Here is a 23054-nt window from a genome sequence, read left to right on the forward strand (position 1 = left end):
CGGCTGGACTGCCTGGGGTCAGGCGGCGGCGAGTTCGGCCGCGCCGAAGGACACGTTGAAGCGGTCGCACCAGATGCTCACGCTCGTGTACGTGCCGAGGTCGAGGTCCGCGGGCAGGGCGTAGTTCTGGTCGCCCTTGTTGCCCTTGAGCTTGCCGAGGCTCTGGTACTTGCCGTCGTCGAACACACCCCAGCCCGCCTTGCCTTCCTTGACCGGGGCGTCGGTCACCCACACCCGAAGATCGGGCCCGTTGCTCGTGTCGAGTCCCTCAAGGCGCAACGTCCGTGAGCCATCGGGGAGTTGGATGACCTTCACCGTGCCGGTGGTCGTGTGCTCATGGCTGATGAAGTCCCCCCTGGCGAGGGTCTTCGGGCCGGCGGGCTCGTCGGGGGCGGTTTCCGAAGGGGCCGCCTTCGAGGGCTTTGCCGCCGCATCGGCCGTGGGCAGGGCGTCGTGCACGGTCTCGTCCTGCCACAGCTTCCACGGCTGGAACCAGTAAAGGCCCACACCGACGGCCAGTACCGCGGCCACCAGCACTCCCACCAGCACCGGCTTCTTCGTCAGCCCTCGCATGCGCCCACTCCTTCAGTTCCCGGTACTACCTGCTTCGTCCCCATTCAACGAGACGGCGAGCGGGTCTGTCGCCGGGATCGAGATGACCAAACCCTTACGTCTCGCCAGGGGTGACCGCGCGATTTGCTGTAACGGCAAGATCGATTGCCGTAACTGACAGGAGAGCTGCAGTCTGGTCCGGCAGGCAACCGAACCAGAGAGGCAGCACGATGACGACTCAAGAAAGCGCCGGAACCGCACCGGGTACGAGTGACAACGCGCCGCTGAACAATCGCGTCCACCATGTCGGCTCCGGTCAGCTGGACGGTTTCGCCGCCATCAGCGGCAGCACGGTCGGCTCGAAGCGACTGTGGATGGGCATGGTGGAGAACCCGCCGCTGAGTGCGACGGACAACCACCATCACGGCGATTCGGAGGCGGGGATCTACGTGGTCAGCGGACACCCGGTGTTCGTCTACCACGACGGCACGCAGGAGGTACGGCTCGCCGGCAACCCGGGTGACTTCTTTCTCGTGCCGCCGTTCGTCCCGCACCGCGAGGAGAACCCCGACCCGAACGAGCCCGCGGTCGTCGTGATCGCCCGGACCACACAGGAGCCGATCAAGGTGTCGGTGCCCGAGCTGTACCAGCTGGGTGACGCCGTCATCGATCAGTCGCCGCGGTAGATGTGCGGCCCACAGGCATCCAAGGCCGCCTCGGCGGCTGTGATGAGCCGAGGCACGACCTGGGGGTCACTTCCGTCGTCAAGGGCGAGGTCGGTACGCAGGGCCAGCGCGGTGATGACGTAGCGGTGTCTGCGCCGCACGATCAGCCAGCGAGAACACTGATGCCACTCGACGCCGGCGGCGCGGGGGGTGTGACCGTCCCCGGTGGGGGCGTGCCAAATGGCCAGGCGCCAGCGTGCTTCGCCGAGATAGCTCTCCATGTCGACGGCTGTGGCCGTGTCGGGGAACGGGAAGATCTGGACGGAGACCAGGGCGGGAGGAGCGCCGTGCGGGGCGAGTTGCTCCAGGAAGACCCCGGTCATCACCCGCAGGCAGCCACGACCGATGAGCTTGGTGACCACGTCGACGGCGCCCGCCTGGTCGCAGGGCTGCGGCGCCCCGGCCAGCCGCGCGAACTCGATGCCCTTGCTGTCGGTGAACCTCCGGGACAGCAACGCCTCTGCGGTGAACGGGGTGAGGTCGCTGCTGCTGCTGTCCCAGGAGGGACCGCGCCAGGCCACAGGTTCCGGCAAGGGCGGTGTCCGGCGGGCGTCGCCGCGGTGATTCTGCGGGCCGCAGGACATGACGGCCTCGTGGGCGGCCGAGTTGAGCCAGGGGTCGATGGTGGTGTCGTCAGCGAGGTCGGTGCGCACCGACCTCGCGGCGATCACGTACCGGTGGAACGCCCGGTGATGCTCGAAGCTGCGACTGCCGTCGAAGTCACCTGAGCAGGGATTGTTGCCGACCCCGCTCTGCGTGCACCAGACGGTGAGACGCCATCGCGCGTCGCCGCTCAGGAGGTTGTTCATGTCGTTGGCCGTCACCGCGTCGGGGAACGCGAAGACCTGGACGGAGACCAGGACCGGATTCTCGGGGGTGGCGTACGGGCCGGGTTGCTCCAGATAGACCCCGGTCAGCACCCGCAGGCAGCCACGGCCGGCGAGTTCCGCGACCACGTCCATGCCGCCCGCATCGACGCAGGAATGCAGGCCCCCGGCCACCCGGGCGAATTCGATGCCCCTGTCGTTGGTGAACCTCCGGGGCAGCAACGCGTCTGCGGCGAACGGAGTCTGGTCGGTGCCACTGCTGTTCCAGGAGTACGGGTCGGGGGCCTCTGCGGCCTGTTGGGTCGAGGGATCCGGCTCGGCTTTGGCTTCCGGTTCCGGGCCGAACGGGACGGCGCGATTGCGGAGGTGGAGATGGCGGGTGACAGCGTTCTGGGCGAACTGCTGTGGTTCCGGGCTGCCTCGTCGGCGCAGGCGGTCACGGACTCTTCGCCACGTCGTCTCCAGGCTTACAGTGACGTCCGCCCCGGGAATTCCGGTTTCCAGGACGTCGATCAGCTCGCCCGTGAACTCCGGAAACCGCGCGCCCTGGGGAACGAAGGAGAGACTCGTCGGCGGGGCGGAGGTCAGGACACAGTCCCCGTAACGGTGGTCCTCGGCCCCCTCTTGATCGTCGCTTGCGCCGCCGGCGTCCTCGGATTCGCCCAGGGCGCGCGCCAGTTCCGTACGGGTGGGGGCAGCCGTACCGGACATGCCGCCGGCTATGCCGCTGTAGCAGCAGTCCAGCACCGTGACACGGTGCCTGGCGCGGTAACCGCTGCGCCGCACCACGTCACGTAACTGTCCGTAGGGCAGGGCACCGACCTGTGGATAGTCGACGTCGGCGGCTGCCAGGGCAAGGTAGAGCTGCTCATCGCGGTCCCGGAGCCCGTGTCCGGCGAAGTACACCAACAGGGTGTCCTGGGCGCCCAGCGCGGCATCCCTGACCGCTCCAAGGACCTGTTCGACCGAGGTGGTGGAGCCGATCACCGTGATGTGTTCCTCGGGCAGGCCCCATATCGACGGATCGCGCAACAGGCCGGCCAGGTGCTGGGCTCCGGCCGGTGCCGCCGGCATCGCTGACAGTGCGGGGTGTGTGTAGTCGCCGATTCCGATCAGTACCGCGCGGCTCTTGCCCGGGTCAGGAATCGCCACCATCACCGTCCCCGGCTGCCTCGCCTTCGGCGTCGGTATCCCCGTCACCGTCGGTATCCCCGTCACTGTCCGGGAGGCCTCCCAGGAGGCGGACGAGGCGGGCGGTCTCCTCCTCGGTGCCGTCCTCGATCACCAGGCGGACACCGTTGCGCTCGATCACCATCCGGGCGGCACGCCGCCGGCGCGGCGGGAGGGAAGCACGAAAGTTCAGGTGCGCGTAGATCAGGCCGGCGGCCGAGAATCCGCTGCCCAGGGTCAGGCTGATCCACTCGAGCAGTTGCCCGGACATCGCCCCGTCGGCCGGGGCGGAACGGACACGGCTCATGCTCAGGTGGGGCCCCACGCCGCGGTCCTGCGCCAGCCAGTCCGCGAAACCGCCGGTCAGCTCGGCGACCTCGTCGCCGCAATCGGATGCGGACGACTCGTCACCACCTATACGCACACGCACCGTACCGGCCCGGTTCTCCCGGAAGTCGATCTCCCCGTGCTGCAAACCGCACCGCTCCCGTCGTCCCTCAACCGGGAGCGCAGACGCCCCCGTTCGTCCCACGCCAGCGATACTAACCAGTCGGCCACGGGCTCAACCTGGAAGTCGATTGCGTGGGTAACTGCCGTACCCTGTACGTCTGGTGACGAACCGTCCGGACACGTCCGCATCGGCGCAGCCCGCGCCGCTTTGGGGCACAGTGAACGCACCGGACTTCCCGCGGAGCGTCCTGGATCCTAGATCTGAGCCGCCTGGATGACCCCGTGGACGGCGTGGCTGATGCGCTCGGCGGCCAGCTCCGGATCGGGCCGGCCGGCATCGAGCCATGCGATGACCGCGTCAGTGGTCAGGGCGGGAATGACGTGTGCCGCCCAGTCCAGCCACGGGCCTGCGGGGATGAGCTTGGCGAGGTTGCGGTGGGCGACCTCGGCGGATGCGGCGCCGAGGGCGTCGACGAGGTCACGGAACTCCGGTTCACGGACGGCATGTTGGAACATCAGCCGGAAGCCGTCGGGGTTGGTTGAGGCCGCATGGACCAGGGCAGGGATCGACCCCTCGTCGAAGTCATCGCTTCCCACGCTCTCTGCGAGCCGGGCGCAGGCCCGCTCCAGGGCCGCCCGGTACATGTCGGCCTTGGACTCGAAGTGGCGATAGAGCAACGCCTTGGTGATGCCCGCCTCCACCGCGACGTCGTCGAGGCCCGTGGCGGCGTACCCGGCAGCGGCGAAGGCCCGTGTGGCCGCGGCGAGAATCTGCTCCCGCCGCTCGGCCTTGCGCATCCTCGTCACCGGCGGTGCGCCGCCGGAAGCCGCCGCTGGAGTCATCGAGTCCCAGCCTCCCCGAAGTTGCCCCGGACGCAATCCCTTGTGAACTCCGAAGTGTACAAGTAGCGTTGTAGAAGTACGAGTATACAAAGTGCAGTTACGTTGCAGTCACCAGGAGGCGCCATGACCGTCCGGCTGCCCTTCGCGCAATCGCACCCCCTGCAAGTCCCGCCCCTGCAACGGCAACTGCAAGCGCAAGCGCCCGTTCACCGGGTTCGCACCCAGGTCGGCGACGACGCCTGGCTCGTCACCGGTTACGAAGAGGTGCGCGGGCTCCTCGACGACGATCGTCTCGGCCGCTCCCATGCGCATCCCGGGACGGCTGCACGCTCCGGCGCATCAGCGCTGTTCGGCGGCCCGCTCGGCAACTACGCGACGGAGAAGGCAGACCACCGCCGGATGCGCGCTCTGCTCCAGCCGCACTTCTCGCCGGCCCGCATGCGCGCCCTGCGCCGCCGGGTGGAGACGCTGACCGCCGAACTGCTCGACGACCTCGCCCGGCAGGCCCAACCCGCCGACCTGCACACGGCGGTTGCCTTACCCCTGCCCATCCTGGTGATCTGCGAACTGCTCGGCGTGCCGTACGCGGACCGCACCCGCTTCCGCGCCTGGACCCGGGCCGCCGCCGACATCCGCGACCGCACCCGATCGGAGAACGGCATCGGTGAACTCTTCGGCTACGGAAAGGAGTTGGTCGCCCGCAAGCGGTCCGAACCCGCAGACGACATCATCTCCCGCCTCTGCCAGGACGACACCCCGGCGGACGACGAGATCGCCATGCTGTCCATGGCCCTGCTGTTCGCCGGCCACGAGACCACCGTCGTTCAACTCGGCCTGGGCGCCCTGCTCCTGCTCACCCACCCCGGCCAGTGGAAGGCCCTGCTGGCCGACCCGGCCCTCATCCCCGGCGCCGTCGAAGAGATCCTGCGCGCCCCCGGCAAAGGCGGCGGAGGCATTCCCCGCTACGCCCGGACCGACCTCGAGATCGCCGGAGTCGCCATCAAGGCCGGCGACCTCGTCATGCTCGACACCGGCGCCGCCAACCACGACCCGACCGCCTTCCCCGCCCCCGACGAACTCGACGTCACCAGACAGGCGAGCGGACATCTCGCCTTCGGGCACGGCGCCCGCTACTGCATCGGCGCACCCTTGGCCCGCATCGAGCTCCGGAGCGCCTTCGCGCAGCTGCTCCCGCGCTTCCCCCGCATGCGTCTTGCCGTACCTGTGGAAGAACTCCGCGTCCGGGGCGATGTGCTGACCGGCGGTCTCGTCGCGCTGCCGGTGAGGTGGTGACGCGGCGCGCCGCTCCGGCCGTCAACGGGTGCTGCGGCGCCGCTACTTGGAGGTGGCCGGTGTGCGGCCGCGGAAGGTGCGGCGCAGGTCGTCGATCCAGGCGTCGGGGACTTCCCAGGGGATGAAGTGGCCGCCGCGGTCGTGGGCGGTGAGGTTGGTGTGCCGGTACCAGGCGGCGCGGTCGGTGGCCAGCCAGCTCTCGACGCGCCCCGCGGTGGTGACGCCCGGCGGGTTCTCGTGGGCGACGAAGGTGATGCCGGTCGGGGCCTCGACGACGGGGGAGCGGTCGTGGGACGGCGTCCAGGGGTAGCGGTTGGCGTTCGCGTAGTAGCGGATGGACGTGCCGATGGCGTTGTTCACCCAATAGATCATGGCGTGGGTGAGCAGATCGTCCTTGGTGAAGACGCTCTCCACGTCGCCGTGGCTGTCGCTCCAGCTCGCCCACCGCTCCAGGAGCCAGGCGAGCAGGCCGACGGGGGAGTCGGTCAGGCCGTAGGCGAGGGTGCTGGAGTCGAGCATGTGCGCGCTCAAGTGGACGGCGTTGCGGCGTTCCTGGGTGATGATGCCGGCCCGGATGTCGTCCGGGACGTGGTCGGGCAGGGGCTTGCCGCGGGTCAGGTCCCAGGCCCGCTCGCCATTGAAGAAGTCCAGGCGCAGACCGGAGCCGATGTGGATGCCGTACAGCGCGTCGGCGTACTTGTGGCCGAGCTGCCCGGAGATCAGCCCGCCGATGTCACAGCCCGCCGCGGCGTACTTCTCGTGGCCGAGGGTGTCGGTCATCAGGGTGTGCCAGAGGTCGGCGGCCTTCCAGAAGTTCATGTCCGGATGGTCGGGCAGCGGGGTGGAGAAGCCGAAGCCGGGCAGGCAGGGCACGATCACGTCGAAGGCGTCGGCCGGATCGCCGCCGTGGGCGGCGGGGTCGGCGAGCGCGTCGATGACCCTGGCCCAGTGCCAGAACGTCCAGGGCCAGCCGTGGGTGAGGATCAGCGGGGTGGGCGCGGGTCCGGTGCCCGCCTTGCGCAGGAAGTGCACGGGCACCCCGTCCACGCGCACCCGGTAGTGCTCGTAGGCGTTGATCGCGGCCTCGGCCCGGCGCCAGTCGTAGCCGTCGCGCCAGTACGCGAGAAGTTCCTGGAGATAGCCGCGGCCGACTCCGTAGGACCAGTCGTCGTTGCCCACGTCATCCGGCCAACGCACCTGCTGAAGGCGGGTGTTGAGGTCGTCGAGGACGGAGTCGGGGACATGGATCGGGGAGGGCTGCGGAAGGGCTGTGGCCATGAGGACTCTCCTGTCGCCGAATCAACCGAGGCACGGGCGCCATGACGAGACGGCGGACCTGGACCAGGCGGCGGCGCCCGGCCGGGTCGCGGCTGCTGTCCGGGAGCGGGCCGATGCCGCGGGCCGGCTGATGTTCCGTGCCGCGCGGACGGGCCGGGCCGTGTCCACCATGATCGGATCGTATCCGGCGACAGCGCCGCCTTCTTCGGGGAGCACACCGAAGGCGGGTATTTCCCCGCGTTCGAAGTTCCCGCACTGTTCGTCGATGACATCCGCGGCTTCTTCCGGGGGCTGCTCAACTGGCCCCGACGTGATCGGAGGTGCCCTACGGTGCGCAGCTCGGCGGACGGATAATCGGTTGCCCGCCGGCGATGGTGGTCGATGCAATGTCCGGCAAGATCACGGCAGTCCGCAGCCGCATCGTCACTCGGGAGACGCCCACGTATGAGTACGCCGCCATCGCCATCTGCAGTGCCATCGCCGCCCGCAGTGCAGCGGACTGACCGACCTTCCGTCCGGATCGGCGCTCTCGTGCCGCTCACTCGGCCCGGCTGGGTCGAAGCAGGCCAACACCTGCTCGCCGGACTCGAGTTGGCCGTCCGTGACGTCAACGGCGCCGACGGGATCGCCGGAACACCCCTTGAGCTCGTGGTCCGCGACACCGCGGCCGATCCGCAGAGGGCCGAGGCGGCCGTGGAGGAATTGGCCCGCCTGGGTGTGACCGCTCTGGCGGGGGAGTACCACAGCGTCGTCGGCCGTGCCGCTGCCGCCAGGGCCGATGCCCTCGGCCTGCCGTTCCTCTGCTCGTCAGCGGTGCTCGACGCGCTCACCGAGCAGCCGACGGACTGGGTCGCGCGCCTCGCCCCGCCGCAGTCACGCGGCTGGCAGCTCTACGCGGACCACCTCCTCAGCGCGGGCCACAGCCGTATCGCCGTAGCAGCCCAGGCGAGCGTCTACTGGGCAACGGGAACCCGCATCCTGCGGGACCACCTCGCTCCGCGCGGCGCCACCGTCACCGAACTCGACACGAGCGCGCTCACCCCGGCCGCCTTGTGCGACGCACTCGTCGTCCATCGCGCGACAGCCCTTCTCCTGCTGGCCGGGCACCCCGAGCCGGCCGTGCCGATCGTCCAGGCGGTCCGCCGCGACCAGCGCCTCGCGGAGATCCTGATCGGCGCTCCGGCCGGGCAGCCGGAGTTCGCCCAATGGGCCACGCTCCTGGGCGCCGACGGCGCGGCGGTCCCGTTCCTGCGCTACCTGCCCGAGCGTCTGACCGCACTCGGCGACCGCGTCGAGGCGGCCCTGCGCGCACGCCTCGCCCAAGCACCCTCCTTCGTCGCCTTCGAGGGCTACGACACGATCGCCGTGCTCGCCGATGTGCTGCGCACCTGTGGCACGGACCGGGCGCGCGTCGCCGAGGCCTGGCCGCACGTCGACGTCGAAGGCACTCGCGGGCGGATCCAGTTCACCCGCACGCCGGGCATCAGCGTGTGGCAATGGGCGGCGGCGCCCATCCAGGTCGTCGACCGGGATCCGGGGGAACCCGGGCGCTTTCGGGTCCTGCACGCCGGCTGACAGAGCGTGGCCATCCGGTCTCCTCCGATCCGATCCGATCCGGGCCGAGCCGGTCCGGGCCGGGGCTGGGTTCCGGCTGGGCTGCTGCTGTCAGCCGAGGTCCCGGGCCATACGGAAGCCGAGGTTGCCTGTCGAGCTGTCGACGGTGTTCGCGGTGCGGGCGGCGACGCGATACCGGTTGCAGTACGAGTCGTGACACAGGTAGGAGCCGCCACGCATGACGCGACGGCCGGGATCGTCGGCCTGCCAGCGGTCGGCGGACCACTCCCAGACGTTTCCCGCGACGTTGTGGAGACCGAAGCCATTCGGGGCGAAGGCGTGCACCGGAGCGGTACCGGCAAAGCCATCCGCTTCCGTGTTGCGGAACGGGAAGGTGCCCTGCCAGATGTTGCACCGGTGCTCCCCGCCCGGCGTGAGGTCGTCCCCCCAGGGATAGCGGGCCTGGTCGAGGCCCCCGCGTGCGGCGTACTCCCATTCCGTCTCGGTGGGCAGGCGCCCACCGGCCCACCGGCAGAAAGCGGCCGCGTCCCGCCACGTCACATGCACCACGGGGTGCTCCCAGCGGCCGTCGAGCCCGCTGCCCGGCCCTTCCGGCCTGTTCCACGCGGCGCCTTGGACGCCGCACCACCAGGGGGTTCCCGGCGGGCGTGGTGCGGTGTTGCGCAGAGGGCCGGGAAGGAACTTCGCGAATACATAGCTCCAGCCGAACTCCTCCGTCTCGGTGCGGTATCCGCTCTGCTCGACGAAGGCCGCGAAGCGGGCGTTGGTGACCGCGTAGGCGTCGATGGCGAAGGGTGATACCGACACGGCGCGCACGGGCCCTTCGCCGTCACCGGGGTTGGCGTCCTCGTCCTCGCTGCCCATCCGGAAGGTCCCGCCGGGCAGGGCGATGCTTTCTGCGTACTCGGGACACTCGGCGTACTCGGCGTGCGGGCCGGGGCGAGGAACAGTCGTTGAACCGGAGCCACCATCACGGGAGTTGGGGAGATCGTGCGCCTCCCGCTCCCGGGCGGCCGAGGGTACGCAGCAACTCGCAGCGAGTCACCAGCAAAGGGTGTACTGCCGGTACACCGTTCCTAGGGGCTGAGCGGTAGTGAGTCCTGTTTCCAGTACTCGTGCTCGGCCGAACACTCCGAACGGTGTTGAGTGTTCTGGTCGACCGCGTTCCTGCCGCGTCCGGCGCCAGCGGATCGTGTCCGTGGTCCGGGGACGCGGGGGCGGTTTCCCTCGCTTCCTGGGATGCCGGATGGGGCCTGGATGGTCCGATGCCCGCCGGCATCGCTCTGGTGCCGGCGGGGCGGTGTCGTCCGTCGCCTGATCCGGTGTCCGCGGGAGCGCCTGCCGATGGCCACCGAGGCGGCCGCGTGTCGGCTGGTCTTGTGATGTGGGGTGGTCAGCGGAGTCTGCCAGTGCTGCGCGCCCCACTGGGAGGTGTAGGCGGGATCGACGGCGATCACGCCGAGGTCTCTCTCCGCGCACATCGACAGCAGGCGGGCGCGGAGTTGGCCGGTGGGCAGGCCCGAGGTGAGCTTGCGGAAGCGCTTGTTGCGGCCGTCTTTCTCGCGGGTTTTGGAGTCGGTGAAGTCGAGGTCTTCGATCGCGATGGCCTGTACGCCGGTGGCTTTGGCCCAGTGCAACAGGCGGGTCAGGGCGTGGCGCAGCTGCGCGTCGCGGTGGGTGGCGGCGCCCGACAGGTCGTAGTCGAAGCGGCGCGGTGCACCCCCGACATGAGCGTGGAGTACTACGCCAAGCTCGAACGCGGGAACCTCGCCGGTGTCTCGCCCTCAGTGCTGGAGGCCGTCGCCTGTGCCCTCCAGCTCGATGACGCCGAGCGCGCGCATCTGCTTCGGCTGGCGCAGGCCGCCGACGGCTCCGACGTCCTGGCCCGGCCCCGCCGCCGTACCGCCCGGCCGTGGAGTCCGCACCCCAGCCTGCAGTGGACCCTGGACGCGGTCACCGCAGGACCCGCCTTCATCCGCAACGGCCGCATGGACATCCTCGCCGCCAACCAGCTTGCGCGGGCCTTCTACGCCGACGTCTACGCGACCCCCGCAAACCAGGCCAACCTCACCCGGTTCAACTTCCTCGATCCCGCCTCCCGGCGTTTCTACCCCGACTGGGAGCAGGCCGCCGACATCGCTGTCGCCATCCTGCGTACCGAAGCCGGCCGCAACCCCCACGACAAGGACCTGCACGACCTCGTCGGCGAGCTGTCCACCCGCAGCGACGCTTTCCGTACCCGCTGGGGCGCTCGCAACGTGCGCCATCACGGCACCGGCACCAAGCGCTTCCACCACCAGGCCGTCGGCGACCTCACCCTCGCCTACGAGGGCCTGGAGATGGCTGCGAACCCGGACTCACTCTGACGATCTACACCGCCGAACCCGGCTCCCCCTCCGAGGAGGGCTTGCGTCTGCTCGCCTCCTGGGCCGCCACACAGGAAGCCGAGGCCTCCTGGCCGCGCACATCGGCAGCCGACTGACCGTCGCCGCGCGCCTGGCTCATGAGGCCTGTCGCCTGGCGCGGCCGCCGCCGAACCGGGCTCTGCTCGGGACGGGACAGGACGGGCTGCCGAAAGAGCGCGCGACGGCAAAAGGCGTCAGGCGTGCGCCGTCTTCCCGCCGCCCCCGAGAAGGCCACGCGTCGGTCCCCACTGGCGCAGTACGGCGTAGCCGCCCCCGGCGGCCGCGGCCACCGGCAGTTCGAGTACGCCAAGGACGGCGGCGCCGCCGAGGCCGAGGTAGACCGGCAGGCCCTTCTTCGCCGTCAGGAGCTCGTGTCCCTTGGCCAGCGGGGCCTTGGCGGCGTTGGCGACGCCGGCGGCCATGTGGCTCACGGGGGGAATCGTCAGGGTGTAGCCGTCCGTGCTTTTCGCCGTGTGCGAGCGGGTGCTCTTGTGGGCGGCGGGTTTTGACGCCTTCGCCTTGGCGGGAGTGCTGTGCGCAGTGGCGGACGTGGCCGAGGCGGATCGCGTGCGGGTGCTCGTGCTCCGCGTCGCCTTCTTCGCGCTCGGTGCCGCCTTCGTGGTGGCGGCCTTGCCGGCGGCCTTCTTGGCGGGACTCTTCTTGGCCCCCTGGCTTGCACGTCGCGTCGTGGTCACGGGCTCACTCCTCGCATTCGTTCGAGGGAACCAGCGTAGGACTATGTGGCTTTTATTCGCATTTCGTGTCATTTCTGGTGGGGAGCCCTTTCGTGTGCCGACGCCGTCGGCCGGGGTGCGAGGGAGGGGCACACGCGTGCCTGGTGTGCGGTCGGCGCTGCGCGAGACGATGCGGCGTTTCCCCGTCCGGCTGATTTCCCACGGGGGACGTCTGGTCCACGGGGGCGCCAGGGCGCTCGCCGACTCGGCGGTGCCCACCGTGGCCAAGGCCATGGAGGCCGGCGGAACAGCGGCCGCCGCTCTGATCGCGGTGGCACCCGGCCGGATCGGGGAGCTGGTGGCCGGCGCCCCGGTGCAGATCAAGACCCTCGCGGAAGAGATCGCCGACTCCGGGGACTCCCGCGTCAAGCGGCAGGTATGGGCCCAGGGAGGCCACGCCCATCTGCAGATGCGCGGACTTACCGGCCGGGGCCTGCGCCACCGGCGGCTGGCGAAGGCGGCCATCCTGGCGCTGATGGCCGCCGACGGCGTCTACTGGGCCGAGGTCAACGGCGAGACCCGGCGCCTCCTGGTGATCTTCAACGAGCAGGCCGTGGACGTCGACGCCCTCGTGGACATCGTCGAGTCGGTGGAGCGGGCCCACGGCATCGCCGAGCAGCCGTTTCCCGCCGCCGTCCCCCACCCCACCGACAGCGCCGACCAGGCAGCGGCCTCGCTCTCCCTCGTCTCGGGTCTGGCCGGCCTCGGCGCCGCCGCGGTGGGCCGCGTGCTCAATCTGCCGCTACTGCCGTACGGCGTCCGCGAGAGCCTGGTCCTGGTGGACAACCACCTCCGAGTGCGCGGCGCCGTCACCGGAAGCCTGGGCCGAATCCGCGGGGATGTCTGTCTCTCGCTCGCCGTCACCGTCGCCCACGCCCTCAACCGCCGGGGCGCGCCCTTGGCCGTCGGTGTTCTGCACCGCACCGCGCAGCTCCTGGAGAGCCGCGCGCGGCGCGCCGCCTGGGAACGGCACGAGATCGATCTGCACTCCATCGCCCACGCGCTGCCGCACGAATCCGTCCAGCGCCTGCCCAGGCCCGAACCGATCCGGCCGGGCCCGATCGAGACGGCGAGCGACAAGGTCGCCGTGGCGTCCCTGGTCGGGGCGGGAGCCCTGCTGGCCGGCACCCGACGCCCCGGCCAGGCCATGGAGTTCCTGCTCGCCTGTGTCCCCGAGGCGGCCAGGCTGGGCCGGCAGGCGTATGCGGCGGTGGTCGACTGGTGGCTCGCCCAGCACGGTGTGCTGGCCATGAACGCCGGATCGCTGCGCCTGCTGGACCGCATCTCCTGCGTGATCGTCGACTCGGGGGCCTTGTGCCGCGACCGGCCCCGTGTGGTGTCCGCACAGGCCGCCTCGGCCGCCTCGGCCGCCTCGGCCGCCTCGGGCGGTGCCGACGATGACGCCGCCTGGAACGACGCCGACGTATGGCGCGTGGCCCAGAGCCTGCTGTCCGCCCAGGACCCGGCGCAGCTGCAGCAGCGCACGTCATGGCGGCGAAACGGCTGGGAGCTGCGGCGCGCGGACGACTGCCCGGCGCACACCTTCGACGACCCGCGCGGCGTCACGATGGAGCTCCACGACCGGGCGGGCAGACAGCGCGGCACCGTCGAGGTCGGCTGCGAACTGGACCCCTTGGCCGATGCCGTCCTCACGGCCGCGCGCACCGGCGTCGACCGGGTACTGCTCACCGAACACGCCAGCATGGGGGACCTGCGCGCGCACGCCGACGACATCCTGCCCGCGGGCACGGAACTGGCCGACCATGTGCGGGAGTTGCAGGGCGGCGGGCACGGTGTCCTGGTGGTCACGGCCCACCAGGACACCGCCCTGGCCGCCGCCGACATCGGTGTCGCCGTCCTGCGCAACCCGCTCGGCTCCTGCTGGGCGGCCGACCTCATCTGCGGGGACGGCCTGCTCTCCGCCTGGCGACTGCTGCGCTCCCTCGAACCCGCCAGACGGGTGAGCGAGGAGGTCTCACGCACCGCGATCGGAGGCGCCGCACTCGGAGCCCTGACCACCGTCGTGGCACCGAGCCGGCGCCCGAGCGGGCTGCACATCTCCCCGGTGCACAGCATGGCCGCGCTCGCGGTGCTGCGCGGAGTGTGGTGCGCCTACCGCGTCGGCCTGCTGCCCGAGCCCGCACCCGTGCCGCGGGGCGACTGGCACGCGCTCGACGCCGAAGAGACCTATGTACGCCTGCGTGAACACGCGGCCTCGTACGCGGACAACGGCGACCCGGACCGGGCCCGGCGCCGCACCACCACGCGCCACCGCCTGCGTACCCTGCTGCGGCGCAGGCTCGCCGCTGCGCCGAGGGCCGACAAGGTTGTACGCCGGGCCGGTGACCTCGTCGTGGCGACCATGGAAGAGCTCAAGGACCCGCTGACCCCGGTCCTGGCCTTCGGCGCGGCGGCGTCGGCCACCCTCGGCTCACGCGTCGACGCGTTCCTGGTCAGCGGAGTGATGGCGGGCGGAGCGATGGTCAGCGGAACACAGCGCCAAAGCGCCGAACGCTCCCTGAGTCACCTCCTGGACGCCGGGAAGCTCACCGCCCGCAGAGTGCGGCTGACGAAGGGCTGCGAGAGCGGCGACTGGCGGCAGGCGCTGTACCGAGCCCCGGGGGAGACGGTCACCGCCGACCGGCTGGCCATCGGAGACGTCGTCGAACTCATGGCGTCCGACGTCGTACCCGCCGACATGCGACTGCTGTCCGCCGCCGATCTGGAGGTGGACGAGTCCAATCTGACCGGCGAATCCCTGCCCGTCACCAAGAACGCCGAGGCCATCCCCGGAGCCGAACTCGCCGAGCGCTCCTGCATGTTGTTCGAGGGCACCACGATCGTCGCGGGCTGGGGCCAGGCCGTCGTCACCGCCGTCGGCGAGGCCACGGAGGCGGGCCGCGCCGCCACCGCGACCAGGGCCGCGCCCCCCGTCGGCGTGCAGGCGCGGCTCGCCGAACTCACCCGCGTCACCCTGCCCCTGACGGCCGCCGCAGGCGCCACGGTCACTGCCCTGGCCCTGCTGCGGGGCATGCCGCTGCGCCAGGCGCTGGCATCCGGTCTGGCCATCGCGGTGGCGGCGGTCCCCGAAGGCCTGCCGCTGGTGGCCACGGCGGCCCAGCTCTCCGCTGCCCGCAGACTCGGCGGCCAGGAGGCATTCGTACGCTCCGCACGCGCCCTGGAGGCGCTCGGCCGCGTCGACACCATCTGCTTCGACAAGACCGGCACTCTCACCGAGGGCCGCCTGTCGGTGACCCGCCTGGCCGGCATCGATGGCGACATGCCCGAGAACAGTCCCGGCGCAGAACATCTGCTCCGGGTCGCCGGCAGGGCGTGCCCGCAGACCGACCCCACCGACCTGCACCTGGCGGCCCACGCCACCGACAGCGCCGTCGTCGAAGCCACCTACCAGCGCCTCGGCCCCGACCGTGACTGGCGTCTGGTCAGTGAGCTCGCGTTCGAGACGAACCGCGGCTACGCCGCCTCCCTGGGCAGTCACGCAGGCCGGCTGCGCCTGGAGGTCAAAGGCGGACCGGAGGTCGTGCTCGCCCGGTGCGCGACGGTGACGACGGCCTCCTCCCCGACCCCGGCGCCCCTGACCCCCGCCCGTCGCGGCAGGGCGGAGGCGACGGTACGCCGCCTCGCCGAGGACGGACTGCGGGTGCTCGCCGTGGCAGAGGCCCTGCCGGACCAGGACGGCGCAGTGCCCGGAACCGAACTGGACGGTGCTGCCACCGACTTGACGCTGCTCGGCTTCGTTGCACTCGCCGACACCCCCCGTGCCACATCCGTGCACGCCATCCGGCAGCTCACGGACGCGGGAACCCGTACCACCATGATCACCGGTGATCACCCGGTCACGGCGACCGCCATCGCCCGCCAACTCGGCATCCCCGCGGCCGACCGCATCCTCACGGGCGCCGAACTCGACACCCTGCCCAAGCGCGACCGGATGCAACGCATCGCCAAGACCACCGTGTTCGCCCGTATCTCACCCGAGCAGAAGGCCCGCATCGTGGAAGCGATGCAGCGCGCGGGCCATGTCGTGGCGATGACGGGCGACGGCGCAAACGACGCCGCCGCGATCCGCCTCGCCGACGTCGGCATCGCCATCGCGGGCAAGGGGTCCACCGCCGCACGCGCCGCCGCGGACCTCGTCCTCGCGGCCTCCGACCCGTCGAAGATCACTGCGGCGGTTCAGGAGGGCCGCTCGCTGTGGAGCCGGGTACGCGACGCGGTGTCGATCCTCGTGGGAGGCAACGCCGGCGAGGTCGCGTTCACCATCATCGGCACGGCTCTCGACGGACGATCCCCGCTGACCACACGGCAGTTGCTCCTGGTGAACATGCTCACCGACATGCTGCCCGCGCTCGCGGTCGCACTCGCCCCGGCGGACCCCGACGGTGAGAGCGAAGAACCCCACGACCCCGGCATGCACGGCGATCCACTGGCGGCCGGTCCCGTCACCACACTGTGGGGGCCTTCCCTCATCCACAGCCTGGCGGTACGCAGTACGGCCACCACCTTGGGCGCCACCCTCGCTTGGGGGGCGAGCCGCCTGGGAGGCCGCCGGCACGAGACGAACACCGTCGGACTCGTGAGCCTCATCGCCAGCCAGCTCGGCCAGACCCTCACGGCAGGCCGGCACAGCCGCCTGGTCGTCGCCACGTGCGCCACCTCGGGAGCCGCCCTCCTGGCCGCCGTCCAGACCCCGGCCATCAGCCGCTTCTTCGGTTGCACCCCGCTGAGCCCCGTCTCCTGGGCCATCGCCGTGGCCGCCTCAGGGGTGGCCACGGCCGTATCCGCGAACGGCGCCCTGCTCGCCAACTGCCTCGATTCCATCCGGCAGTTCAGCGTGCGGTGGCCCCCCTGGCCACTGGACGCCGTGCGGCACGGGCCGGCGTCGCCGACGACCCGGCACGACTGAAGCGTGAGACCGCCGAGGCAGGTGGGGCGCCAGAGACGGCTCTTGAGGCGGATCGTGCGGGGTGGGCGGCGTGGGCACTGCCGGTGGCGGCCGTCGTGTCGTACTCGAGTGCCGTACTCGACGAACTTCTCGGCTCCTACGGCGAGACCATCCGCTCGTCGGCATCGAGACCGCGAAGCGTCCACAGTCCGTACAGAGCCAGCAGCGGCTTGAGGAGCATCCACTCGCCGGGGCGGTAGTCATCCGCGCGCACGAGCCGTTCGGCAAGGTCAGGGCGCTGGCGCCGCAAGTACGCGCGGGCCTTGAGCGCGTGAGCCGGCTGGGAGGCGATCTTGATGCGGTCGACGTCCTCAAGCAGGGGGATCACGTTCCTGATGTTCTCCCAGGTCGTCGCGCTCCTGTCTTCGAGAAGCACCGTGCCGTCGAACGTGAGCACCGACGTCGCGTAGTCGGCCATCAACTGGGCCTCCGCGGCGTCACCGTTGGCCGCACCACCACTGAAGATCACGCGAGTGCCGCGGGAGCCGCGGGCGCTGTCAGCGGAGAGGGAGCGAATTCCGGCACGGACCCGCCAGCGGTTGACGAAGTTCGCCGTCGCCTGGGGGTTTTGGAAGCCCAGCACGACCACGGCCTCGCAATCGCCCCCACTGTTTCCGATGAGAGCCCGCGACCAGCGCCAGTTCAACCATTCGCCCCAGGCCAAGGTTGCCGCCCCAGCGATCGCCAGTCCTGTCCTTCGTCGCATGCGGTGACTCTAGCCCCGCGTTTTCATGAAGCGATGTCCGGCCGGTGGACAGCACCCGATCGTGAATTGCCGGAAACACCCGATCCGACCGGCTCGCTAGCATGCGGCGCATGGCCATCAAACTTGAGAACGTCGGCATCGCCGTTCGCGACCTCGAAGCGACGATCGCCTTTTTCACCGACCTCGGACTCACGGTCCTCGGGCGTGACACGGTCAGTGGGGAGTGGGCCGACACCGCCGTCGGCCTTGACGGCAATCACGCCAAGATTGCGATGCTCCAGACACCGGACGGTCAGGGGCGCCTCGAACTCTTCGAGTACATCCACCCCGAAGCGATCGAGTCGGAGCCCACCCGCCCCAACGAGATCGGCATGCATCGCGTCGCGTTCTCCGTCGACGACATCGACAAAGCCCTTGAGGCAGCCGCACAGCACGGATGCCATCCGCTTCGCGGTGTGGCGACGTATGAGGACGTCTACAAGCTCACGTACCTCCGCGGTCCCAGCGGCATCCTGGTGATGCTCGCCGAGGACCTCAGGAAGAGCTGAGGAAGGGCCGAGGAAGGGCCGAGGAAGGGCCGAGGAAGAGCACACGGCTGACCGGGCCAATGGGTCAGGAACAACCCTGTATTCGTCGGGCCGATCGCCGCCCGTCAGGTTTCGCTGAAGGTCCGTCGGTAGGCGCTGGGTGTGGTGCCCAGGTGTGCCCGGAAGCGGCGGCGCGGGTTGACCGGCGAGCCGAGTCCCACGCGCGTGGCGATGGCTTCGACCGGCAGGTCGGTGTGTTCCAGAAGCACCCGTGCCGCGTCGAGGCGCTGGCTGAGGAGCCACTGTCCCGGGTTGGTGCCGAGTTGTCCGGTGAACCGCCGGGCGAGGGTCCGGCTGGAGAGCCCGGCGTGTTCGGCGAGGCGATCGAGGGTCAGCGGGGCGTCGAGCCGGGAGGCGGTCCACTCCAGCAGGGGCGCCAGTGACTCGTCCGCCCTGGCCGGTGCGGGCTGTGCGGCGTACTGGAGTTGGCTGCCCTCCCGGTGCGGCGGCAGGACCATGTTCCGGGCGATCTGGGCGGCGTACGCCGCGCCGTGGTCGCGCCGTACGAGATGGAGGCACAGGTCGATACCCGCGCCTGTTCCGGCGCTGGTCGCCACGTCGCCGTGATCCACGAAGAGCACGTCCGGGTCCACCTCAACCTCGGGGAAGGTGGCGGCGAGTTGGGCGGTGCGGCGCCAGTGGGTGGTGGCGCGGCGGCCGGGGAGGAGATCGAGGAGTACGTCGATCCCTGGCGGGACCCGCGTGTGTGCCGCTCCTGGATGGCGCTGGCTGGTGCCGCCGACAGCACGTACACGCGCGAACTCCTGCCCGCCCTGCGCGCGTCCACGGTGCCCAAGCTGCTGGTCTGGGGCGAAGACGACACCTTCCAGCCCGTCAGCTTCGCCGAGCGGTTTGCCACGGAGATCCCGGCCACCGCCCTGGTCCGTATCCGCGACGCCGGGCACATTCCCATGGAGAACGCGCCCGACGCCGTGGCCGACGCGCTGGCCGCGTTCTTCACGGCACCCGCACGATAGGCGGCAGACCGTTCGCTGCCGTGGACCGCAGGACCGCAGGGCCCCAGGAGCGAACGGAGCGAACGGGGTGGGCGGGGTGGGCGGGGGAGAGCCGGTCACGACTCCCTGTGTGAGTGGGCCGCCGTGGCGGACGCAGCCGCCCGGCGATGCCTGATGTTGACGGCCGATGCCTTGGCCAACGCCACGGGATTGAGGAAACGCAGCGGGCCGATCAGGCGGGATCCGAACAGATGCATGTGCCGCGCCAGCGACTCATCGCGTGCTGCCGCTGAAAACAGCAGCCGTTCCATGGGGTTGAACGGGCGGGCCTTGGCGAAGTCGGCGGCCAGATACTGGTGGCCGCGAAGGCGGCGCCGGTGGCCGCGTGCGTATCTCCCGAGCGAACTGTCCAGGTCGCCCTGCCCGGTTGCGGCCGATGCGACCGCCTCCGCCAGCCATTTCGCGGACTGCAGAGCCCATCCGCATCCCACGCCCCACAGGGGATCGCCGGTCAGGGCGGCGTCACCGATCAAGGCGACGCCCGGCGCGGTCGGCTTGCGGCTGTGAAGCGGGTAGTTGACCGTGCCGGTGATCTTCGTGATGCGCTCGGCGGAGTCGACGGGCGGAGCCTCGGGCAGGGCATGGACGAAGTCGAGGAAGCTGCCCTCCAGGTCGTCGCGGAAGGCCGGCAGCCGCTTCTTGTCCGGGAGCACCGCGAGGACCGTCACGCCGTCGTCGTTCACGAACGCGTACGCCATATCGGGCTCGAGGAACCAGGTGTGGCTGATCCCGTCGCGCAGCGGAAGATCGCGGAAGTGCGCGAGATAGCCGAACCGCGTGTTCTCGTACTGCCGAGTGGGCACCCCGGCGAACTTCGCCACGGCCGAGTCCTTGCCGTCGGCGCCGACCACCAGGCGGGCCCGTATCTCACGCTCGCCCTCAGGTGTCGAGGCACGCACCCCCGAGGTCCGTCCGCCCTCCCGGACCAGGCCCGTCACCTGATGACCGAGGAGCAGCTCGACACCAGGGGTCTCGGCGGCATGGGACCTGATGAGCGGATCGAGGACGCTGCGCCGAATGTTGTACCCGTACGGCAGCTCGGGACCCGCCGCCGCGGCCCTCGGCTCGATCCAGCCCCAACGGGTGTACCAGCGGGCCTCGTTGCGGACGGCACCGGCCTTCTCCAGTGCGGGTACCAGGCCCAGCTCGTCCAGGACCGGGTAGGCGCAGGCCTGGAGGGAGTGGGTGCACAGCGCTTTGTACGCCTCGGCGTCCGAGCGGCGTTCCAGCAGGGCGACGCGGACACCGCGCCGGGCGAGCAGGATCGCCGCGGCGCTGCCGGCGAGGCTGGCTCCGCTGATGACGACGTCGTAGTCGTATTCCGCGCTCTCGGGATGGGCCATGTGCTGATCGTCCCCCTTGGGATGTGCTGCCGTTCGCAGGATTGGTACAGGGCTACTGCTGTCAGGGGCATGATCAATTGTCAAGACCTGGGGGATGGCTGCCGGGACTCAACTTCTGTACGGGACTCAACTCCTGTATCCGCGGGCGCCTCGTGTCACGATGAGTCCATGGCTGATGGCAGGAGACTACTGGCGGACAAGACGCCGTTCCCCGCTGACTTGGAGGAGCGAATGCGCCGGCAGTTCACCTTTCTCGTCGAGGTGGATCAGCTGAAGTCAATCCTGCGTCAGTCGCCGCTGGTCTCGGCCGAGCGCCGCGAGAACGACGCCGAGCACTCATGGCACCTGGCCATGATGGTGCTGCTCCTGGCCGAGTACTCCGACGAGCCCATCGACATCGGGCACACCGTGCAGCTCGTACTCATCCACGACCTCATCGAGATCTACGCCGGGGACACTCCGCTCTACGACAGTGCCGCCGGGGTGGATCAGCGGGAACGTGAAGTGGAGGCCGCCGATGAGCTGTTCGCTCTGCTGCCCGAGGACCAGGCGCTGCGCGTGCGTGCCTTGTGGGACGAGTTCGAGGAGCGCCGCACGCCCGAGGCGCGCTTCGCCAAGGCGATGGACCGCCTCCAGCCGCTTCTGCTCAATTGGATGGCGCGCGAGGGCACTTGGAAGACGCCCGGCGTGACGGCGGACGACGTGCGCGCCCGCAAGGCCTTGATCGGAGACGCCTCCAGCGTGCTGTGGGAGGCAGGGCGCCAGCTCATCGATGAAGGAGAGAGGCGAGGGTGGTCCGGGAGCGGCGGGCCGGCGTAGACCCGGCCGACGGCGAAAGCGCCCACGGAGCGGTCCGGTCGTCGCCCGTGGATGGTCGTCGTCCGTGGACGGCCGGCCACGTCCTCTGAGCGCGTCCCTTGTCAGTGCGGTGCGGTGCGGTGCGCTTCACTGTCGGCCATGGAGCTGACGCAAGTGACCATCCACGGCCTGCTGACCCAACTCGGCGCGGGAAAGGGGTACATGTACCTGCCGGGAGACGTGGACCCGCAGAGCCTGACCGACTTGCTCGCCGCCAGATTCGGCGCCCCGCGCACCCTCGTCCTCGACGGTTTCACCGATCCGACGGTCGACGATTCCCGAGGCGCGGCCCTGCTCGTTCCCTTCGAGGACCGGGCCGTGACGATACGGGCGTGGGCATACGGAGGCCAGTGGGTCGGTACGGGTACGGCGCGGGACGGGGAGGAGATCGAGCGGCCAGTGCTGGTGGTTGCCCGGCGGGAGACGCCTGAACTCCCGGCGTTCGCTCCGGGCGAGGACGTCGACTGGATGGACCGGCTCATACGGATCACCGGCTGGACCGAGCCGCCCCCGCGGCCGGATGCGGCCTTGGCAGAGGTGGAATCGCGCCTGGGCACCGCGCTGCCGGGCGACTACAAGTCCATGGTCGCGACGTTCGGAGAGGGCGCCTTCGATGCTTTCCTGACCCTGAATCCGGAGCCATGGGCAAGTCTCAGGGAGGACGGTCTGCTCATCTGGGCGGGCACGGAGCACGAGGACGTGCACTGCTGGCGGGTCGAAGGCGACGATCCGGACCGCTGGCCCGTCGTGGTGCGTTCCTTCGACGGCGAGGACGACCTCACCTTCGACTGCCGGACGGCGGAGTTCGTCTGCCGCATCCTCACCGACGCGCACCACCCGTTCACGATGGCCCGCTGTTTCGACACCCACTGGTTCATGAACTACGGGGGAAACGACTGACTGGGCCCCGCCCGCAGCGGCATCAGCTCCTTGCGCGCGGCTACTGACCCAGGAAGAGCGCGCGCAGATGGGCCAGGCTTCGCTCGGCCAGCGGGCGCAGGGCCGAAGCGGTGGCGTGGGCGTCGGCCCGCAGCTGCTCCGTCGCGCCGGGGCCGAGGGCGTCACGTGCCTCGGCGGCGAAGGACGGTTCGGCGAGCCAGTCGTCCAGGAGGTCGGGGGTGACCTCCAGGTGGAACTGCAGGCCCCAGGCGACCGGGCCGACCCGGAACGCCTGGCACGTGGTGGTGTCGGTGCGGGCCAGGACCCGGGTGCCGGGTGCCGGCTCGATGCGGTCACCGTGCCAGTGGAGAACGGCGGGGGCGTCGGCAAGGGGGCCCACGACGGGATCGTCGCGGTCCACACCGCTCAGCGGCGCCCACCCGATCTCGCTCTCCAGGCCGAGCTCGGCACCGGTCCGTACAGTCAAGTTCTGGGCCCGGGCGAGCAGTTGGGCGCCGAGACATACGCCGAGGGTGGGGATGCCGGCCCGCAGCGCCTCGGCCAGCAGGTCCCGCTCCACCTTCAGCGCCGGATACCCCGCCAGGTCGTCAGCGTTCATGGGGCCGCCCATCACGACGAGTCCGGCAAGCTCGGACACCGGCGGCAGATCGTCGGCCGAGACACCGGGCATGGCGATCAGGTTGCGCACATCGACGTCGAGACCGCTGCCCTGCAGAGCGTCGAGGATCAGGCCGGGCTTCTCGACCTCGACGTGCTGAAGGATCAGGACGGTGCGCGGGGACATGCGGAGGGCTCCTGGCAGACGGTACGGAGACTGGCTAGCTAT

20 protein-coding genes and 2 pseudogenes are annotated in these 23054 nt (G+C 70.5%); 10 read left to right on the forward strand and 12 right to left on the reverse strand.

Annotated elements, in window-relative coordinates; translation table 11 throughout:
- Positions 1–18 precede the first annotated feature (18 nt).
- Positions 19–573, reverse strand: coding sequence for a DM13 domain-containing protein (locus ACFQVC_RS08015; RefSeq protein WP_381828069.1), 555 nt, complete (start codon positions 571–573; stop codon positions 19–21).
- Positions 574–782: 209 nt separating this feature from the next.
- Between ACFQVC_RS08015 and ACFQVC_RS08020 the strand changes: the two genes are divergently transcribed.
- The gene (locus ACFQVC_RS08020; RefSeq protein WP_381828072.1) at positions 783–1238 is read left to right on the forward strand and encodes a cupin domain-containing protein; all 456 of its coding nucleotides are present in this window, start codon (positions 783–785) and stop codon (positions 1236–1238) included.
- On the opposite strand, the gene ACFQVC_RS08025 is transcribed toward ACFQVC_RS08020, so the two are convergent.
- The 3 genes from ACFQVC_RS08025 to ACFQVC_RS08035 all read right to left on the reverse strand — a co-directional run bounded on the left by ACFQVC_RS08025 (position 1223) and on the right by ACFQVC_RS08035 (position 4567).
- Positions 1223–3259, reverse strand: coding sequence for a caspase family protein (locus ACFQVC_RS08025; protein ID WP_381828074.1), 2037 nt, complete (start codon positions 3257–3259; stop codon positions 1223–1225). The two genes, ACFQVC_RS08020 and ACFQVC_RS08025, sit on opposite strands and share 16 nt — an antisense overlap.
- Positions 3243–3749 (reverse strand): effector-associated constant component EACC1, encoded by a 507-nt coding sequence (locus ACFQVC_RS08030; RefSeq protein ID WP_381828076.1) that lies wholly within the window; start codon positions 3747–3749, stop codon positions 3243–3245. The genes ACFQVC_RS08025 and ACFQVC_RS08030 overlap by 17 nt, the downstream gene beginning before the upstream one ends.
- 230 nt (positions 3750–3979) lie before the next feature.
- Complete coding sequence (locus ACFQVC_RS08035) at positions 3980–4567, reverse strand: TetR/AcrR family transcriptional regulator (RefSeq protein WP_381828079.1); 588 nt, start codon at positions 4565–4567, stop codon at positions 3980–3982.
- 123 nt (positions 4568–4690) lie between these two features.
- Here ACFQVC_RS08035 and ACFQVC_RS08040 point away from each other — a divergent pair, with 123 nt between their 5' ends.
- On the forward strand, positions 4691–5860 hold the full coding sequence (locus ACFQVC_RS08040; RefSeq protein WP_381828081.1) for a cytochrome P450: 1170 nt from the start codon (positions 4691–4693) through the stop codon (positions 5858–5860).
- Between the two features lie 42 nt (positions 5861–5902).
- On the opposite strand, the gene ACFQVC_RS08045 is transcribed toward ACFQVC_RS08040, so the two are convergent.
- Positions 5903–7138, reverse strand: coding sequence for an epoxide hydrolase family protein (locus ACFQVC_RS08045; protein WP_381828083.1), 1236 nt, complete (start codon positions 7136–7138; stop codon positions 5903–5905).
- A 371-nt stretch (positions 7139–7509) separates the two neighbouring features.
- Between ACFQVC_RS08045 and ACFQVC_RS08050 the strand changes: the two genes are divergently transcribed.
- Complete coding sequence (locus ACFQVC_RS08050; RefSeq protein WP_381828340.1) at positions 7510–7641, forward strand: hypothetical protein; 132 nt, start codon at positions 7510–7512, stop codon at positions 7639–7641.
- Entirely contained in the window at positions 7583–8713 is a 1131-nt protein-coding gene (locus ACFQVC_RS08055) for an ABC transporter substrate-binding protein (RefSeq protein ID WP_381828086.1), read from the forward strand. Before ACFQVC_RS08050 ends, ACFQVC_RS08055 begins: the two co-directional genes overlap by 59 nt.
- A 90-nt stretch (positions 8714–8803) precedes the next feature.
- Here ACFQVC_RS08055 and ACFQVC_RS08060 read toward each other — a convergent pair whose 3' ends face one another.
- Both ACFQVC_RS08060 and ACFQVC_RS08065 read right to left on the reverse strand, forming a co-directional pair.
- On the reverse strand, positions 8804–9604 hold the full coding sequence (locus tag ACFQVC_RS08060; RefSeq protein WP_381828331.1) for a formylglycine-generating enzyme family protein: 801 nt from the start codon (positions 9602–9604) through the stop codon (positions 8804–8806).
- Between the two features lie 185 nt (positions 9605–9789).
- Positions 9790–10350, reverse strand: a complete 561-nt coding sequence (locus tag ACFQVC_RS08065) for a hypothetical protein (RefSeq protein WP_381828088.1) — start codon at positions 10348–10350, stop codon at positions 9790–9792.
- 35 nt (positions 10351–10385) lie between these two features.
- Here ACFQVC_RS08065 and ACFQVC_RS08070 point away from each other — a divergent pair.
- Positions 10386–11195: pseudogene (locus ACFQVC_RS08070) on the forward strand (MmyB family transcriptional regulator); the annotation flags it as partial.
- A 117-nt stretch (positions 11196–11312) separates the two neighbouring features.
- Here ACFQVC_RS08070 and ACFQVC_RS08075 read toward each other — a convergent pair.
- The gene (locus ACFQVC_RS08075; RefSeq protein ID WP_381828090.1) at positions 11313–11813 is read right to left on the reverse strand and encodes a hypothetical protein; all 501 of its coding nucleotides are present in this window, start codon (positions 11811–11813) and stop codon (positions 11313–11315) included.
- 136 nt (positions 11814–11949) lie between these two features.
- Between ACFQVC_RS08075 and ACFQVC_RS08080 the strand changes: the two genes are divergently transcribed.
- Positions 11950–16779, forward strand: a complete 4830-nt coding sequence (locus ACFQVC_RS08080) for a cation-translocating P-type ATPase (protein WP_381828093.1) — start codon at positions 11950–11952, stop codon at positions 16777–16779.
- A gap of 136 nt (positions 16780–16915) precedes the next feature.
- Here ACFQVC_RS08080 and ACFQVC_RS08085 read toward each other — a convergent pair whose 3' ends face one another.
- Complete coding sequence (locus ACFQVC_RS08085; RefSeq protein ID WP_381828095.1) at positions 16916–17524, reverse strand: YdcF family protein; 609 nt, start codon at positions 17522–17524, stop codon at positions 16916–16918.
- Positions 17525–17634: 110 nt separating this feature from the next.
- Between ACFQVC_RS08085 and ACFQVC_RS08090 the strand changes: the two genes are divergently transcribed.
- On the forward strand, positions 17635–18072 hold the full coding sequence (locus ACFQVC_RS08090) for a VOC family protein (protein WP_381828098.1): 438 nt from the start codon (positions 17635–17637) through the stop codon (positions 18070–18072).
- Between the two features lie 104 nt (positions 18073–18176).
- Here the strand turns inward: ACFQVC_RS08090 and ACFQVC_RS08095 are convergent.
- A pseudogene (locus ACFQVC_RS08095) lies at positions 18177–18869 on the reverse strand (GlxA family transcriptional regulator); the annotation flags it as partial.
- On the opposite strand from ACFQVC_RS08095, the gene ACFQVC_RS08100 reads away from it, so the two are divergent.
- Positions 18831–19088 (forward strand): alpha/beta fold hydrolase, encoded by a 258-nt coding sequence (locus ACFQVC_RS08100; RefSeq protein WP_381828100.1) that lies wholly within the window; start codon positions 18831–18833, stop codon positions 19086–19088. The pseudogene ACFQVC_RS08095 and the gene ACFQVC_RS08100 sit on opposite strands and share 39 nt — an antisense overlap.
- Positions 19089–19183: 95 nt before the next feature.
- On the opposite strand, the gene ACFQVC_RS08105 is transcribed toward ACFQVC_RS08100, so the two are convergent.
- On the reverse strand, positions 19184–20470 hold the full coding sequence (locus ACFQVC_RS08105) for an NAD(P)/FAD-dependent oxidoreductase (RefSeq protein ID WP_381828102.1): 1287 nt from the start codon (positions 20468–20470) through the stop codon (positions 19184–19186).
- 168 nt (positions 20471–20638) lie between these two features.
- Here ACFQVC_RS08105 and ACFQVC_RS08110 point away from each other — a divergent pair, with 168 nt between their 5' ends.
- A complete protein-coding gene (locus ACFQVC_RS08110; protein ID WP_381828105.1) occupies positions 20639–21289 on the forward strand; it encodes an HD domain-containing protein in 651 nt (216 codons plus the stop codon).
- A gap of 138 nt (positions 21290–21427) precedes the next feature.
- On the forward strand, positions 21428–22228 hold the full coding sequence (locus tag ACFQVC_RS08115; protein ID WP_381828107.1) for an SMI1/KNR4 family protein: 801 nt from the start codon (positions 21428–21430) through the stop codon (positions 22226–22228).
- Positions 22229–22268: 40 nt separating this feature from the next.
- Here ACFQVC_RS08115 and ACFQVC_RS08120 read toward each other — a convergent pair whose 3' ends face one another.
- Positions 22269–23012 (reverse strand): type 1 glutamine amidotransferase, encoded by a 744-nt coding sequence (locus ACFQVC_RS08120; protein ID WP_381828109.1) that lies wholly within the window; start codon positions 23010–23012, stop codon positions 22269–22271.
- Positions 23013–23054: the final 42 nt, after the last annotated feature.

Source organism: Streptomyces monticola (genome assembly GCF_042665355.1).
In the GTDB taxonomy this organism is placed as follows: domain Bacteria; phylum Actinomycetota; class Actinomycetes; order Streptomycetales; family Streptomycetaceae; genus Streptomyces; species Streptomyces monticola.

What these genes read in the sequence shown, in the direction of transcription:
- ACFQVC_RS08090 (WP_381828098.1), top strand. Translation starts at nt 17,635, where the DNA reads ATGGCCATCAAACTTGAGAACGTCGGCATCGCCGTTCGCGACCTCGAA.
- ACFQVC_RS08020 (WP_381828072.1), top strand. Translation starts at nt 783, where the DNA reads ATGACGACTCAAGAAAGCGCCGGAACCGCACCGGGTACGAGTGACAAC.
- ACFQVC_RS08110 (WP_381828105.1), top strand. Translation starts at nt 20,639, where the DNA reads ATGGCTGATGGCAGGAGACTACTGGCGGACAAGACGCCGTTCCCCGCT.
- ACFQVC_RS08100 (WP_381828100.1), top strand. Translation starts at nt 18,831, where the DNA reads ATGGCGCTGGCTGGTGCCGCCGACAGCACGTACACGCGCGAACTCCTG.
- ACFQVC_RS08055 (WP_381828086.1), top strand. Translation starts at nt 7,583, where the DNA reads ATGAGTACGCCGCCATCGCCATCTGCAGTGCCATCGCCGCCCGCAGTG.
- ACFQVC_RS08120 (WP_381828109.1), bottom strand. Translation starts at nt 23,012, where the DNA reads ATGTCCCCGCGCACCGTCCTGATCCTTCAGCACGTCGAGGTCGAGAAG.
- ACFQVC_RS08050 (WP_381828340.1), top strand. Translation starts at nt 7,510, where the DNA reads ATGGTGGTCGATGCAATGTCCGGCAAGATCACGGCAGTCCGCAGCCGC.
- ACFQVC_RS08035 (WP_381828079.1), bottom strand. Translation starts at nt 4,567, where the DNA reads ATGACTCCAGCGGCGGCTTCCGGCGGCGCACCGCCGGTGACGAGGATG.
- ACFQVC_RS08115 (WP_381828107.1), top strand. Translation starts at nt 21,428, where the DNA reads ATGGAGCTGACGCAAGTGACCATCCACGGCCTGCTGACCCAACTCGGC.
- ACFQVC_RS08015 (WP_381828069.1), bottom strand. Translation starts at nt 573, where the DNA reads ATGCGAGGGCTGACGAAGAAGCCGGTGCTGGTGGGAGTGCTGGTGGCC.
- ACFQVC_RS08105 (WP_381828102.1), bottom strand. Translation starts at nt 20,470, where the DNA reads ATGGCCCATCCCGAGAGCGCGGAATACGACTACGACGTCGTCATCAGC.
- ACFQVC_RS08085 (WP_381828095.1), bottom strand. Translation starts at nt 17,524, where the DNA reads ATGCGACGAAGGACAGGACTGGCGATCGCTGGGGCGGCAACCTTGGCC.
- ACFQVC_RS08045 (WP_381828083.1), bottom strand. Translation starts at nt 7,138, where the DNA reads ATGGCCACAGCCCTTCCGCAGCCCTCCCCGATCCATGTCCCCGACTCC.
- ACFQVC_RS08025 (WP_381828074.1), bottom strand. Translation starts at nt 3,259, where the DNA reads ATGGTGGCGATTCCTGACCCGGGCAAGAGCCGCGCGGTACTGATCGGA.
- ACFQVC_RS08040 (WP_381828081.1), top strand. Translation starts at nt 4,691, where the DNA reads ATGACCGTCCGGCTGCCCTTCGCGCAATCGCACCCCCTGCAAGTCCCG.